This is a genomic window from Staphylococcus sp. GDY8P54P (assembly GCF_017892645.1).
GTDB classification, from domain to species: Bacteria; Bacillota; Bacilli; order Staphylococcales; family Staphylococcaceae; genus Staphylococcus; species Staphylococcus ureilyticus.
Map to the genome: position 1 here is coordinate 12,850 of NZ_JAESLN010000032.1, position 15,167 is coordinate 28,016.

Below are 15,167 nucleotides of genomic sequence, written 5' to 3' on the forward strand. Positions count from 1 at the left end.
GACATAATTCACCTCATTAATAATCAAAGTAAACTGAGAAAATACTGTGACATATAGGTTGTAAGCGTTTAATTATATTTACCAGTATTTATTTTTGTTTACGAAAAAAAATTGTAGATTTATTTATATTGATAATTTTTAGTAATTTTTAAAAATAGTAACTTAAATGAACTAGTTCAAGTTACTAACTATCGAAATATCTATTTTATTTATAACAAAATAAAACACCACTTTCCCACTAATAAAAGTGATATGAAATGTGGTGTTAATAATTTTAAATTAAGGCATCTACAACTTCTTCTAATTGCATCCCTCTTGAACCTTTAATTAGTATTTTATCTTGTGGTTCAGTATTTGATTTTAATGACTGTATTAGTGCAGCTTTATCTGTAAAATGTTCTGCATATTTTACAAACGCTTTGCCTGTACGATGAATATGACCCGCTTCTGTTCCATAAGTATATAACGCATCGATTTGTTTATTAACTAAATAATCACCAACCGCTTCATGCATTGTTTGACTATTAGGCCCTAATTCTAAGACATCACCTAACACAAGTATCTTGCGGCCTCCCATACTGCTGAGTGTATCAATAGCGGCTTTCATACTAGTTGGACTAGCATTATAAGCATCATTGATAACAAGCGTATCGGAGTCGGTATGGTGTTGTTCCATTCTCATACCTGTAAGTTGAACCGCTTGAATATTTTGATGTATCGTTTCATAACTCAGATTAAGCCGTTTACCAACAGCTATAGCTATAGTTGCGTTTTTCATATTATGTTCACCTAAAATTGGTAATTCATAATGCTCATTTTCATTAATATTAAAAATAATACCAGTATCATCTATATTGTCAATTTTACAAACTAAATCATTATTTTCTTTTTTACCTATACTCATTAAATCTATATCTACTAATTTATCGACATGAGGCTTTAATAATGGCTCATCTCCATCGTAGATAAATAGACCTTGAGGTTTAAGACCAAATGAAATTTCCGCTTTAGCTTTCGCTATACCTTCACGCGATCCTAAATCTTGCATATGTGATTCACCAATATTAGTAATAATTGCAATATCTGGGTTAGCTAATTGTGATAATGCTTCAATTTCATGAAAACCAGACATACCCATTTCTAATATAGAAATTTCAGTATCTTGATCTAATTGCAAAATGGTTAACGGCATACCGATTTCATTATTATAATTTCCTAGTGTTTTTTTCACTTTAAATTGAGGCTTTAATACACTTTCTATCATGTCTTTAGTCGTTGTTTTACCATTAGAACCTGTAACAGCGATCACAAATGGATTAACAAATGCCAAATAGGCTTTGGCTAACTGCTGCAATGCTTCCAATGTGTCATCTACCCAAATAATAGGTCCAGAAATTTGAGGGGCTAAAACACTGTTCTTCTGACAAAATGCCGCTCCCGCACCATCTTCCAATGCTTGATTCACATATTTATGTCCGTCGACATGTTCTCCTTTAAAAGGAATAAACAAATTTTGTTCGTCGATTTTTCTTGAATCTATAGAAACACCTTTAATTGTGTAATCTAAATAGTCATTATCAATCTCGCATGGAATCCAATCTTGAATTTGTTCTAAAGTTACTTCAATCATGATTTAACCGCCTCAATCAATTTTATATTTATTTTTCTTTTTATCTTCATGTTTTTCTTTTGCTAATTCAATTAATTTACTTATGAGTTCTGCATAACTTACGCCCATGTTTTCCCATAAACTTGGATACATACTATAAGCTGTGAAACCAGGCATAGCATTTGTCTCGTTTATAAAAATTTGATTATCTTCCGTTACAAAGAAATCAGCGCGCAATAATCCTGAACAATCTGTTGCTTTAAATGCTTCTACAGCCATATTTCTTAAAGTCATTTTTACATCATCATTCAAGTCAGCTGGAATATCCAATTTGATTTTTCCATCTTTATACTTAGCTTTGTAATCATAAAATGCCACATCTTTAACTACCTCTCCCGGCCAAGTCGTTTCTGGGTAGTCATTACCTAAGACAGCCACTTCAATTTCTCTAGCGTTGATGCCTTGCTCAATTACTAATTTACGATCAAATTGAAATGCTTCTTCTATACCTTGTTTCAACTCTTCCTCATCGTTACACTTACTAATACCTACGCTTGATCCTAAATTTGCAGGTTTCACAAATACAGGATATTCTAACTTGTCATGTACTAATTTCAAAATATTATTTTCGTATTTTTGATATTCGCTTCTTAAGAAACTTACATATGGTAATTGAGGTAAGCCTCTATGCGCAAAGAGTTGTTTCATCACAAGCTTATCCATTGAACTTGAGGCTGCTAGCACACCATTACCAACGTATGGAATATCTAACACTTCAAATAAACCTTGAATTGTTCCATCTTCACCATTCGGTCCATGTAGTAATGGGAAAACCGCACTATATGCTGTGCCAAGGCTGCCTTCATTTAATAATTTGGAGATTTCTCCGGCAGGAACATCTGCTAATCGTAACGCATCTATGTCATCTATAGGATCTACGATATTTTCTTTCTTTTTCCAATCTCCATCGTTTGTTATGTAAATAATGTCCACTTGATATTTTTCTTTATCAATCGCATTTAAGACATTTTGTGCTGTTAATATTGATACATCGTGTTCAGCACTTTTCCCTCCATATACGATACAAACATTTTCTTTAGCCATATTTTAGCCTCCATATAGAATTCTTAAACTACATCATATCACGATTTATTAGCATTTTGCATTTGTTATGTAGTTGTAAAATAATTGTTTTTTATAAGTATATTGAAGTTTTTAAAGTATTTAAAGTGAAAACTTCAATGACACTTAAAATAATTATTTAAGTTTTACATACCCTACTTCTAGCAAAATCGTATAAAGTTCGGTAAAATCTATATATACTACAAGTAATTGAAATAATAGTTTTCCAAAGGAGTAAGAAATGAATACTTCACGTCAATCAAAAAATAATCATTGGATCCGAAAAATAGACTGGATTTTAATTGGCTTCATCGCATTACTAGCAATCATAAGTATTACGTTTATTAGTTCTGCAATGGGCGGAGGTCAATATAGCGCTAACTTTAGTATACGCCAGATACTATATTATGTTTTTGGGGCGATTATCGCATTTCTAATAATGCTAATTTCACCTAAAAAACTTATGAAATATACATATTTACTTTATATTATACTTTGTTTCTCATTGTTGTTATTACTAATTATTCCAGAAACACCTATCACACCGATTATTAACGGGGCAAAAAGTTGGTATACGTTTGGACCAATTAGTGTTCAACCATCCGAATTTATGAAAATAGTTATGATTTTAGCTTTGGCCAAAATTGTAACTAAACATAACCAATTTACATTTAACAAATCTTTAGAAACTGACTTTAAATTATTCTTTAAAATTATCGGTATAGCTTTTATCCCTATGGTACTTATATTATTGCAAAATGATTTAGGTACAACACTAGTTATCTTTGCGATTATTGTCGGTGTTATGATAATCAGTGGAATCACTTGGAAGATACTAGCACCTATATTAATAGGGTCAGTCGTTATTGCTTCTACGGTGATATTATCAGTGATTTATAAACCTTCTATTTTAGAAAATAGTTTCGGCATTCAACCTTACCAATTAAGTCGTATCAATTCGTGGCTTGATCCCTATACTTATAGTAGTGGTGATGGATTTCATTTAACAGAATCACTTAAAGCGATTGGTTCTGGACAACTATTTGGTAAAGGGTTCAATCAAGGTGAAGTTTATATTCCGGAAAACCATACGGATTTTATTTTCTCAGTTATTGGGGAAGAATTTGGTTTTATTGGTTCAGTCATTTTGCTATTGATTTTTCTTGCATTTATTTTTCACTTAGTAAGACTTGCTACTAAAATTGAATTACCGTTCAGTAAAATTTTCATCATTGGATTTACGACAATGATGCTATTCCATATCCTAGAAAATATTGGTATGACCATTCAGTTATTACCAATTACGGGTATACCATTGCCATTTATTAGTTATGGTGGTAGCTCATTATGGAGTTTAATGTGTGGTATTGGTGTGATATTATCAATTTATTATCACCAATCTAGACAATATACAACGCAAAACAAATAGCTATTTGTTTTGCGTTGACATATTTAAAAAGCGTTGAAAACTCTTAGATCAAAAAGTTTTCAACGCTTTTATTTTTTATAAATTTATCGTTCAACACGGCACTCTAAAATGGATTGAGTAGAAAATCAATTTATTTAATAAGACTTCACCGTACCATTTCTTCAAGTCAAGATTAACTGCTCCTTTAACAATAAGAGGCTGAGACAATCAATGTCTCAGCCTCTTAAATTTGCATATATGTTTTTAATCTTTGTATGGGTAACGCACTATTTCAATTCGTTAGCGGTTTTCACAGTCGTTGGTAAAGTATGCATAACTTCTAATCTTGATTTAGTTTTCTTTATGTTTACCCCTAATGATGATAATAGTTTAACTACATTTTGAATCTTTTCGTTATCTTTACTCATATCATCACTCCTAAATTCTAGCTTCTATTATATCTTACCCTATTTATTTCCGAATTACTACATGTTATTGAAATTTTCTTTATCTTATAAAATAATTTTTGTTTTATTACGTAATTTTAAAACATTCTCTTATAATTATTATAAGCAATAAAAACAAAAACAGAATATAAATCAATACCAGTCAGTCTATTGATTGTTTCACCCTGTACTTTATAACATGATATGAGAAAGATAACATTTCAATGACTGAAGTTGATTTAATACAAAATTTCAAATCCTAAATCATATAAGTCTTTTTCTAAATTGTTTAAACTTGCTGGTGTTTCAAATTCTATAAACACTTGTGCTTTTTCAATTTCAACTGAAACATGATTCACACCGATGATTTGTGATAATGTTCTTTCTATTTGAAGCTTATCTTGTTTATTATCTATTTTACGTAAATAAATCGTTTGTGATTCCATTGGCGTCACCTGTTCTAATCTTTCATTAACTTTTGGAAAGTTACCAACAACTCATCCATTGCTTCTTGTTGCTCACCTTGGTTCACTTTATCCATAATACAACTTTTCATATGGTGATCTAATAATTTCGTAGCAACACTATTAAGTGCTGATCTTGTCGCTCTAATTTGTGTAAGCACATCATCACAATATACATCTTCATCAATCATACGATTGATCGCTCTTACTTGTCCTTCAATGCGATTTAAACGAGATTTTAAATTTGATTTAATTTGTTCAGAATGATGCGCTTTTTGCATTTCTGCCATAATCCAACGCCCCCCTCTTAATATACATTTATAATATACCCCTATCAGGTATTAGTCAAGTGATAAAAACGTGGTACCATGTTACAATGATGAAGAATTTATCAATTGTAAATTAATTGAATAGCAATTTGGAGGTTTAATATGATAGATATTTTTGCTATAACTTACAACCATACAAACGTCATCATTAATGTTATTCTGATTGGCGCATTTATATTAAACCTAATCTTTGCATTTACAATTATCTTTATGGAGCGACGATCTGCTGGTTCTGTTTGGGCATGGATATTGGTTTTGGGTCTTATACCTATTTTAGGTTTTATCGTGTATTTACTTTTTGGTCGCCAAATCCAACGCGAACATATCTTTAGTTTAGATGAAGAAGATAAAGTCGGCATTGAAATGATTGTAAATGAACAACTAGAAGCCTTGAAAAATGATGATTTTTCTAAAGGCAATCATCAAATCGTAAAATTTAAAGATATGGTTCAAATGTTATTGTATAATAATGCGGCTTTCTTAACTACTGATAATGATATAAGCATCTTTATAGACGGAAAAGAAAAGTTTGATGCACTCATTGAAGATATATATAATGCCAAAGATTATATACATATTCAATACTATATTTTCCGTAATGATTATCTAGGAAAACGAATATTAACTGCATTAGAACATAAGCTTGACGAAGGTGTCGAAGTGAAAATGCTTTATGACGACATGGGGTCTAGAGGTTTATCTATAAAAGACTTTAAAGCTTTTAGAAAAAAAGGTGGACTCGTTGAAGCATTCTTTCCATCTAAATTACCATTAATCAATTTGAGAATGAATAATCGTAATCATAGAAAAATTGTTGTTATCGATGGACATATTGGTTACGTAGGTGGATTTAACGTCGGTGATGAATATTTGGGACTTAAGAAAAAATTTGGATACTGGAGAGATACACATCTCCGTATCGTTGGTGATGCTGTTAACGCTTTACAACTTCGTTTTATGCTTGACTGGAACTCACACTCAACACGTGATAATTTAAGATATGAAGAACGTTATTTTCCAGACGTAGATTCAGGTGGTACGACGGGTGTGCAAATTGCTTCTAGTGGTCCTGATGAAACGTGGGAACAAATAAAATACGGTTATTTAAAAATGATTGCTTCAGCAAAGCATTCTATTTATATACAATCACCTTATTTTATTCCCGATCAAGCATTTTTAGATGCTGTTAAAATTGCTTCTTTAGGTGGCGTGAACGTAAATATCATGATACCTAATAAACCGGATCATCCTTTTGTTTATTGGGCAACATACAATAACGTTGCTTCTTTATTAGATGCTGGAGTGAATATCTTTCACTACAATAATGGTTTCTTACATTCTAAAACACTCGTCATTGATGATGAAGTTTCCAGTGTTGGAACAACAAATATGGATCACCGCAGCTTCACATTAAACTTTGAGATAAACGCATTCATCTATGACCCACATATTGCTAAAGCTTTAAGAATGGCTTTTGAAGAAGATTTAAATGTCTCTTATAGATTAACTAAAGCACTATATGAACAAAGAAGTTTATGGGTCAAATTTAAAGAAGGCATTTCAAGATTATTATCTCCGATTTTATAGAATCATTAGCAGTCCGAGACTTATCATATGTCTCGGACATTTTTAATCTTAGTAATTATAAACAACCGAATTAAAAAATGTATTTCTACGCTTATAAAAGCGTAAAGTATATACATGTTGTTTGTCACTCTAGTAATAACACTTAATACTTTCATCTTAAAAAGATTGTTGATCACCCACTATTTAAGCACATCAATGTATTTTTTATAACAATTAAATCTCAATCAATAATTTAGTTTAGTTTTTTCTCAAAATGGAGGCAACTTGATATGACTAATGAAGATATACTCACTAAAGCGCAAAACTACATGAAACATTTTCATAAAGATGATACAACCGGGCACGATATTGCACATATACAACGCGTAAGAAGATTAGCAGAATATATTGCTAACAATGAACAACAAGGTCATTTACTCACCATACAATTAGCAAGTATTTTACACGATACTATCGATAGCAAACTTACAAATACTAAAGAAGCAAAAGTAAAGTTAGCACAGTTCCTCAATGGTTTGGAACTTGATCTCGTAATACAACAAGATGTGTTACATATTATTGAACATATCAGTTATAAAAATGGTAAAAATGATCATGTTAAATTATCGATTGAAGGACAAATTGTTCGTGATGCTGATCGTTTAGATGCGATTGGTGCAATTGGTATAGCACGCACATTTCAATTTGCAGGTCATTTTGGTGAACCTATGTGGATTGACCAACAATCCAATAATATAAAAAAATCTAATCAATCATATTTTGATTGGAAACCTTCTGCAATAAAACACTTTTATGAAAAATTATTTAAACTTAAATCACTCATGCACACTCAAACAGCAAAAAATTTAGCGCAACAACGACATGAATTTATGAAAAATTATGTAGATACTTTTTTCAAAGAATGGTATTTTTAAAAATTCAAGTATGTTTGTTCCAGACTTTGTAGACCATCTTTATATATTGGATAGCTACGTTACTTTCGAAACTAAGATACATTTATTTTAAATATAAAAAATAGAAGCACTTGAGATAATCATCTCAAGTGCTTCTAAACTTTATACCTGCTATATATTATGTACCAGGTCTACCATTTAAATTAATGATGTAATGCATTATTTCTTTTTAGATTTCTTAGGTGCTACTTGAGTGTTTTTACCTTTGCTAGCTTTTTCAGAATTATTATTCTTCATTGCTTCAATCATTGGAGCAACTTCTTTTTTAGCAAGATTAGAATAATACATGTTGGCAACTTGAGTTTGTACAATCAAGAATGCCGCACTGACTGACCAATAAAGACCTAATGCTGACGCAGAACTTAAAGAAATCCAAACAATCATAATTGGTGAAATAATCATCATCATATAACCCATTTGACGTTGTTCATTTGGCATACTCTTACTTGATACAAAAGCTTGTAAGAAGTATAAAATACCAGCGATAACAGTAATCCAAATATCAGGTTGAGACAAGTTAAACCAAAGGAAATTTGGGTGTTCCGTAAATCCACCACTTGACGGGTATTTCAATACGAAGAATAAGCCCATAATGATTGGCATTTGAATTAAGATTGGTAAACAACCTAACATGCTCTTCATTGGATTCATATCGTATTTTTTATATACTTCCATCATTTCTTGGTTTGCAGCCATTTTTTCTTCTTGCGTTCTAGAACGCTTAACTTTTTCTTGAACTGCATCAATATCCGGTTTTGCAACCTTCATTTTTTCTCGCATCATATGACTATTTTTATAGTTTGATAACATGAAAGGCAATAATACAACACGTATTGCCAATACAAGTACTACTATTGCTAAACCATAATCATTGTTGAAACTTGTTCCCAACCAATGAATTAACTTGTCCATTGGTTCTACAAACGTATTAAAGAAAAATCCATCTCTATTTTCAGGTTTAGAGTAGTCACAGCCTGCTAAAAGGACCATTACACCTAATAATAAAGGTAGTAGCGCTTTCTTTTTCATTTTTCCACCTCTAATGATATATTCACATAAAATTTATTTTATCATACTCAAAGGAAAGTAGAAAACAAAAAAAGAAATTTTCCGCATTATTCAACAGTTTGTAAAAATTGTTGTACAGTTTCTTGGATATTTGAACTTTTCGAGATTGCAGAAATAATTGATAATCCATCTGCACCATGATTCATAATGATTTGAGCATTTTTTGTATTAATACCTCCAATTGCAACGATTGGAAAATCTTGAACTTTAGTTCTTAATGTTTGAATCATTCCTGGTCCCACTGGAGCTTTAGCATCTGATTTTGAGCCCGTATGATACATCGGTCCAACACCGATATAATCAACATTGGTTAAATCCGATACTTGATATTCTTCTAAATCACTTACACTAAGACCTATTATTTTATTACTAAATGTACTGGCGAATGCATCAATATTGGCATCATTTTGTCCTACATGTATTCCATCAGCATCTATTGCTTTTGCTAAGTCTACATCATCATTAATAATAAAAGGAACATGATAACTTTTACATAAAGATAATAATTTTTGTGCAAGTTCAATTTTGGCATTTCCTGTTAATGAACCGTCCCCTTTTTCTCGAAATTGGAACATTGTAATTCCTGATTCTAAAGCTTCAGTCACAACATCTATGATTGATGTTTGTTTTGGTATATCTTGTGTACCACAAATAAAATATAGCTTTAAATACGCTTTATTAAACATAGTTACACCTCTTGCTTATTTTGATATTGTATATCAGTTTCAAAGGTCATATTATACAATGCATTTAACAATTCTACTTTAAAACTACCAGGTCCTGCTGAAATTTGTTCAGCTTTTTCTGCAGCGATATTATATAGAGAGACCGCTTCTATTAACGCATTTATAGATGGGGTTTCTGAGTCAACAAAACTTGCTACTATTGCTCCTAATAAGCAACCAGCACCAGTTATTCTTGCCAACAATGGAGATCCGTTAGATAGTTTAAATATGTGTTCATTCTGAGCAATAACATCCTCTTTGCCAGTTATGACAATCGACGTATTAAAGTGTTTGCGTGCTTCTTTTGCAATTGATACTGAATCTAAACTACTATCGCTGTCAGTTCCCTTCATTTTAGTATCGCTATTAATTAACGTTAAAATTTCAGAAGCATTTCCTTTAATAACAGTAACTTTTATTTCATTGAGAAACTTTTTGCAAAAATCTTTGCGGTATTGTGAAGCACCTACAGCAACAGGATCAAATATAATCGGTTTGCCAAGATGATTCGCTGTTTTGGCGATTTTTAAAATATCTTGTTCTCTTTCTTTTGTTAACGTACCAATATTTATTAACAAAGCGTTTGCAGCTGTCAGCATATCATGTGCTTCTTCAGGCGCCTCACTCATTGCTGGACTAGCACCAAGACTTAACAAACCATTTGCAGTAAAATTTTTAACTACATCATTTGTATAACAAATGACAAGCGGTTGATCCGCCCTTAATTTTTCTAAATTATTCATCATCTAAACCAACTTCCTTCATATATGCAAAATGGTTTACTGGACCTCTACCTAAACCAATTTCTGGTGTGTGTTTAATACTAAGTGAAATAAATTTCTTCGCTTTTTGAACTGCATCGAACATCGATTTACCTTTTGCTAACTCTGCAGTAATAACAGCTGAAAAAGTACATCCTGTACCATGTGTATGTTTTGTATCATATCTAGGTTCTTCAAAGGTAAACACATCATCTTGTGTAAATAAATAGTCTATAGCTGTATTTTTATCACTTGAATGTCCCCCTTTTATAACAACACCCTTGGTACCAATTTCATTGATAAATATATTGCCAGCTTGATAAATCGACTGTTGGTCATTAATTGTAATACCTGTAATTTCTTCAGCTTCTGGTAAGTTAGGCGTCGCTATTGTAGCGTAAGGCAATAAAATATTTTGTAAGTTTGCTTTAGCATCATCATCCATCAAAGAATCACCACTTTTTGCTAACATAACTGGATCGATAACATATGGAATATTGTCGTATTTTTTTAAATACATTTGAATAATCTCCATCATTTCTTTAGATGCAATCATCCCAGTTTTCAAAGCATGTGGTAGTTCATCTGAAAATACACTTTCCATTTGCTCTTCTAACCAATGTGAATCTAGATTATGAATATGTTGTACGCCTTTAGTATTTTGAGCCACAATGCTTGTTATTGCAGCCATACCATATACACCACATGCATGGAATGATTTTAAATCTGCCATGACACCTGCACCACCGGTAGGATCTGTTCCAGCAATCGTTAACGCAATCTTAGGTTTATTCATTATTTTGACCTCCGTATAACCAATTTTCTTGTATATATGCCATATTAAAGAAATTTCGTTCATGTATCGTACTTTGTAAGAAACAAGATTTTATTGCTTCTTTTTCTTCAACTGCAAGATTTTGCGTTAATCGGTCCATTAATTCATCAAAAATATTTACCAATTCATCCATTTCCGTACTATAAAATTCAAACCATTTTGATAAAATTGAGTCTTTATTTAATTCACTGTCTTTCAACGCTTCTTTAGCAATCACTTGATACACATATGGACAAGGTGCCATTGCTGCAATTGTATATGCAGCATTTTCTTTTGAATAGGCATTGAAATACATATGTTTGATATAATGATCTCCACTTGGTGGCCAAACTTTTTCTTGAACGATTTCACTATAGTTTTGTTGTACATATGTTGCTAAGATTTCGTGTGCTTCTACTTCACCATCAACTATAAATTGTATTTGTTCTACTAAAAATTGAACCTCTTCCAATCTACTCATTTTTGGTATTAACAATGCATATATATTTGCAAATTCTTTTAAATAAGAAGCATCTGCTCTCAAATAAAATTTCAAAGCCTCTTCAGAAATCGTACCATGCAACATTTCTTGGATAAATGGATCATTATAGATATCCTCAATAATTGGTTGTGAAGCTTTTTTTAATTCCTGTGAAAATAACAAATTTAGCCCTCCTAATTAAAAAAACTACATCCCACGTAGGAATGTAGTTTATTAATATATATTAGAGCAATTTCCCAAATATTAATGTATGCTACTTTCCTACGTTGGTCTTAACCAAATCAGGTTATAAGGGTCTGAATTTCTCATCTCAGCCATAAGGCTCCCCTAGTAGTTTCTTTATTATGTATTTATATAAAACATATCAAAGTACATCAACTATTGCAATAAAATGGTTTATATAAACCTTCTAGTAATACAAAAACCTTTAATATGATTGTACTCCCAACAGTTATCAACTAAGTTAAATGTACTTATAATTAGCTTTATATACTCTAGATGCACATTTTTTATAAGAAAAAATATGCAGGACTTTGGCTATCGTTCATGCATAATTACCACTAACTTAATATAACAATAAAAAGCTGAGACAATTAAATTGTCTCAGCTTTTCCAAAAATAAACTTTATTGTATTTTGTTATATTATGCTGTAACCCATTGTGAAGGGCCAACTTCATCATATAATTTTTGAGCTGCTGCATCTTGAACTGCTTCTGGTGCGTTAGCAGCTGGTTGACCTTGATATTCAGCTGGAGCTACTGAATCCCATGTACTTTGTAAGAATTGGAACTTACCTGAAGCACCTGATGATGGGTTTGTAGCATGAATATCGCCACCTGATTCACGTTGTGCAATTTGTTGTAAGTGTGCATTCACACCTGATGAGCTAGTTGAAGCTTCATTTGAGCTTGATGATTGAGTTGAAGCTTTTGTAGTTGCTTCTTGTTGTGGTTGTTGTGTTTGTTCAGTTTGTGGAGCAGCTTGTTGAGCTGGTTGCTCAGTTTGTACTTCTTGTGCTGGTTGTTCAGTTTGTGCTTGTTGAGGTTGTTCAACAGAAGTTGTTTGTTCTGATGATACATCTTCACTAGAACCTCCACCAAAACTCCATGACCATGTTTGGCCATCTGATTCAAAATTATAATTTGTACCATTATAATTAAAGTTATAGTTATATGCACCCTCTTGTACAGGTGATGCATTTAATTGTTCTGGATTAGATTGTGCTAAGTTTGCTAATTCTGCTTTGTCAACACCTTGTTCAGCTGCGTCTGCTGAGTTTCCTGCTGCAAATCCTGTTACGCCTAAGCCTACTGCTAATGTTGAAGCTAATACTGTTTTTTTCATTTTTAAAAATTCCTCCTATAAGGTAAATAATTTTTTTCGTTATGATTAATTTGCAAGTACAACTATAACATCTTAAAAACAGTAGTAGGTTACAGCCAAATAAAAAAGTACACCTTTTCTTTACATGGTGATTACATTTATAAAATAGAATATAAGCATCATCAACTATGTTGAAAACTGCTATGAAAGTTTATGTGACTATTTAACAAATATAGTGAGTGTAATAAAATTGTAATTTATCAGATTATTCTGTATTATTTCGAGATAAATTTCTACCTTCTTATAAAAGTACATTTTCCTATAAAGTATGTATTTTAGCTATTCCTATTGTCTATTGTTAATTTAATAGACAATAAGAATAGCCTGATAGAAGTATAATTAAATAGTAGGATTAAATATATTAGATTTGATGGGTTAAATTAACGGGGAGTTGGGAGTGCTTGAAATATTATACAATTTCATAAATTTCGTTTTCTTCAAAATCAAATTGACTTATAAGATCTGGATTTTGATCTATTGGAAGTGGATCAAAAAGTGTTTCATCTTCATTTTTAGAACGTGGGGACATAAATTTAATAGTTTCAATAAAAATTTCTGATACAAAATGCATCTGTCCTTCTTTTTCAAATTTTCTCGATTGCATTTGTCCAGTTATACCAACCAATGAACCTTGATTGATATATTTTTCGACATTATTAGCAATTTTTCCGAATGCCTTACAAAATAAATAATCACAAATAACTTTTTGATTTTTATCTTTATAATTTCTTGAGACGGCTACGCAAAATGTAGCTAGTTTATTACCTTCCTTCTCATAAATTTTAGGGTCCTTTGTTAGTCTCCCTACAATGACAATACTGTTAATCATATGTCACCTCCTCTATAAGGAAATCATAAAAAATTCACATGATTCCGTCAAAATACAGTTTTTATAATTTTAAAAAGTAAATGACTACAAAATTCTACTTTTTTCACCTTTATCATAGAAAATTACGTTATAATGATAATATAAATACATTTTATGTAGAGTTTAAATTAATTAAATGGATGTGAGACGATGAAAACATTTAAAGCCGTTCGATTTCAAATCGTATCAGAAAATGGTGGCTTAACTGAGTACGAATTAGAAGATGGTGTCATCATCAATAAGGAAAACAGTGGCACTGGCTGGTTGCTTGAAATCGTCATTTCAGATTATCATTATGAAACTATGAAAACATATATGGATAACGAAACATTATTAGACATACGTGTCGTTATCACTAGACCTGCTAACGATCCAGCTTTATTTGATGCAACCATTAAACATATCATTCAATTAGAAAATACAATTTCTGTTGTTTGTGAATGTCACATTTACACATTAAGACAAGTTTATGCTGAAAGTTTATTAGAACAATTAATAGATGAAGGTTTATCTGGTGAAGACTTGAAGAAATCCTTTAATAGAATGATGCAATCTAAACCAAGACTGAAGGATGAAAAAGTAGATAAATAAAAAATAGTGTTACAGCCCGTTTTAAACAGTCTGTAACACTATTTTTTATTATTTGTCTTGTAAAGCAAATGTTAACTCACAACTACATGCTAACTGTCCATCTACTGTTGCCTTAGCACTACCTTTACCAATAGGGCCTCTGAGCTTCGTGATTTCAACTTCTAAGCGCAAAGTATCTCCAGGTGTTACTTGTTTTTTAAAACGACATTTATCGATACCAGCAAATAGTGCAAGTTTTCCCTTGTTTGCTTCGCTATTTAACATAGCGACTGCACCTGTTTGTGCTAAAGCTTCAGTAATTAATACGCCAGGCATTACTGCATATTCTGGAAAATGACCTTGAAAGAATGGTTCATTACCTGAAACTTGTTTAATTGCTACACATCGTTGACCTTCATCGTATTCTACAACACGATCAATCAATAAAAATGGTTGCCTATGTGGAATAATCTCTTTTATTTGGTTGTAGTCAAAAATTGTTTCCATAATTTGCTTCCTCCAACTTTACTTCTCTCTGTTTCCAATTTATTAATATA

At 31.5% G+C, this 15,167-nt stretch carries 17 protein-coding genes and 1 riboswitch; of the genes, 4 read left to right on the forward strand and 13 right to left on the reverse strand.

All coding sequences use genetic code 11. The features are described 5' to 3' along the window. Window positions 1–274: 274 nt before the first annotated feature. Window positions 275–1,630, reverse strand: coding sequence for a UDP-N-acetylmuramoyl-tripeptide--D-alanyl-D-alanine ligase (locus tag KA883_RS10565; RefSeq protein ID WP_046207779.1), 1,356 nt, complete (start codon window positions 1,628–1,630; stop codon window positions 275–277). Between the two features lie 12 nt (window positions 1,631–1,642). After that, the gene (locus KA883_RS10570) at window positions 1,643–2,713 is read right to left on the reverse strand and encodes a D-alanine--D-alanine ligase (protein ID WP_046207778.1); all 1,071 of its coding nucleotides are present in this window, start codon (window positions 2,711–2,713) and stop codon (window positions 1,643–1,645) included. Window positions 2,714–2,972: 259 nt separating this feature from the next. Here KA883_RS10570 and KA883_RS10575 point away from each other — a divergent pair, with 259 nt between their 5' ends. Next, window positions 2,973–4,160: an FtsW/RodA/SpoVE family cell cycle protein gene (locus KA883_RS10575; RefSeq protein ID WP_046207777.1), complete on the forward strand. Its 1,188-nt coding sequence runs from the start codon at window positions 2,973–2,975 to the stop codon at window positions 4,158–4,160. 266 nt (window positions 4,161–4,426) lie between these two features. On the opposite strand, the gene KA883_RS10580 is transcribed toward KA883_RS10575, so the two are convergent. The 3 genes from KA883_RS10580 to csoR all read right to left on the reverse strand — a co-directional run bounded on the left by KA883_RS10580 (window position 4,427) and on the right by csoR (window position 5,339). Next, window positions 4,427–4,567 carry an Lmo0850 family protein gene (locus KA883_RS10580; protein WP_099091318.1) on the reverse strand — a complete coding sequence of 47 codons (141 nt, stop codon included), beginning with the start codon at window positions 4,565–4,567 and terminating at the stop codon, window positions 4,427–4,429. A 257-nt stretch (window positions 4,568–4,824) separates the two neighbouring features. Continuing rightward, complete coding sequence (gene csoZ / locus KA883_RS10585; protein WP_046207776.1) at window positions 4,825–5,031, reverse strand: putative copper chaperone CsoZ; 207 nt, start codon at window positions 5,029–5,031, stop codon at window positions 4,825–4,827. Between the two features lie 14 nt (window positions 5,032–5,045). Then, on the reverse strand, window positions 5,046–5,339 hold the full coding sequence (csoR, locus tag KA883_RS10590) for a copper-sensing transcriptional repressor CsoR (protein WP_046207775.1): 294 nt from the start codon (window positions 5,337–5,339) through the stop codon (window positions 5,046–5,048). A gap of 141 nt (window positions 5,340–5,480) precedes the next feature. On the opposite strand from csoR, the gene cls reads away from it, so the two are divergent. Together cls and KA883_RS10600 are read left to right on the forward strand one after the other, a co-directional pair. Then, window positions 5,481–6,965 (forward strand): cardiolipin synthase, encoded by a 1,485-nt coding sequence (gene cls, locus KA883_RS10595; RefSeq protein ID WP_046207774.1) that lies wholly within the window; start codon window positions 5,481–5,483, stop codon window positions 6,963–6,965. Between the two features lie 269 nt (window positions 6,966–7,234). Continuing rightward, the gene (locus tag KA883_RS10600; RefSeq protein ID WP_046207773.1) at window positions 7,235–7,879 is read left to right on the forward strand and encodes an HD domain-containing protein; all 645 of its coding nucleotides are present in this window, start codon (window positions 7,235–7,237) and stop codon (window positions 7,877–7,879) included. Window positions 7,880–8,077: 198 nt separating this feature from the next. On the opposite strand, the gene yidC is transcribed toward KA883_RS10600, so the two are convergent. The 7 genes from yidC to KA883_RS10635 form a co-directional block, all read right to left on the reverse strand. Further along, window positions 8,078–8,947, reverse strand: coding sequence for a membrane protein insertase YidC (gene yidC, locus KA883_RS10605; RefSeq protein ID WP_046207772.1), 870 nt, complete (start codon window positions 8,945–8,947; stop codon window positions 8,078–8,080). Window positions 8,948–9,033: 86 nt separating this feature from the next. After that, window positions 9,034–9,672, reverse strand: a complete 639-nt coding sequence (thiE, locus tag KA883_RS10610) for a thiamine phosphate synthase (protein WP_046207771.1) — start codon at window positions 9,670–9,672, stop codon at window positions 9,034–9,036. Window positions 9,673–9,674: 2 nt separating this feature from the next. Next, the gene (thiM, locus tag KA883_RS10615) at window positions 9,675–10,454 is read right to left on the reverse strand and encodes a hydroxyethylthiazole kinase (RefSeq protein ID WP_046207793.1); all 780 of its coding nucleotides are present in this window, start codon (window positions 10,452–10,454) and stop codon (window positions 9,675–9,677) included. Beyond that, window positions 10,447–11,268: a bifunctional hydroxymethylpyrimidine kinase/phosphomethylpyrimidine kinase gene (gene thiD / locus KA883_RS10620; RefSeq protein ID WP_046207770.1), complete on the reverse strand. Its 822-nt coding sequence runs from the start codon at window positions 11,266–11,268 to the stop codon at window positions 10,447–10,449. The genes thiM and thiD overlap by 8 nt, the downstream gene beginning before the upstream one ends. Next, window positions 11,261–11,950: a thiaminase II gene (tenA, locus tag KA883_RS10625; protein ID WP_046207769.1), complete on the reverse strand. Its 690-nt coding sequence runs from the start codon at window positions 11,948–11,950 to the stop codon at window positions 11,261–11,263. Before tenA ends, thiD begins: the two co-directional genes overlap by 8 nt. A gap of 79 nt (window positions 11,951–12,029) precedes the next feature. Further along, a riboswitch (TPP riboswitch) is annotated at window positions 12,030–12,127 on the reverse strand. Between the two features lie 304 nt (window positions 12,128–12,431). Continuing rightward, a complete protein-coding gene (locus KA883_RS10630; protein ID WP_046207768.1) occupies window positions 12,432–13,133 on the reverse strand; it encodes a transglycosylase family protein in 702 nt (233 codons plus the stop codon). 448 nt (window positions 13,134–13,581) lie between these two features. Continuing rightward, window positions 13,582–14,001, reverse strand: coding sequence for a single-stranded DNA-binding protein (locus tag KA883_RS10635; protein WP_046207767.1), 420 nt, complete (start codon window positions 13,999–14,001; stop codon window positions 13,582–13,584). 189 nt (window positions 14,002–14,190) lie between these two features. On the opposite strand from KA883_RS10635, the gene KA883_RS10640 reads away from it, so the two are divergent. Then, window positions 14,191–14,631: a YwpF-like family protein gene (locus tag KA883_RS10640; protein ID WP_046207766.1), complete on the forward strand. Its 441-nt coding sequence runs from the start codon at window positions 14,191–14,193 to the stop codon at window positions 14,629–14,631. 48 nt (window positions 14,632–14,679) lie between these two features. On the opposite strand, the gene fabZ is transcribed toward KA883_RS10640, so the two are convergent. After that, a complete protein-coding gene (fabZ, locus tag KA883_RS10645) occupies window positions 14,680–15,117 on the reverse strand; it encodes a 3-hydroxyacyl-ACP dehydratase FabZ (protein ID WP_046207765.1) in 438 nt (145 codons plus the stop codon). Window positions 15,118–15,167: the final 50 nt, after the last annotated feature.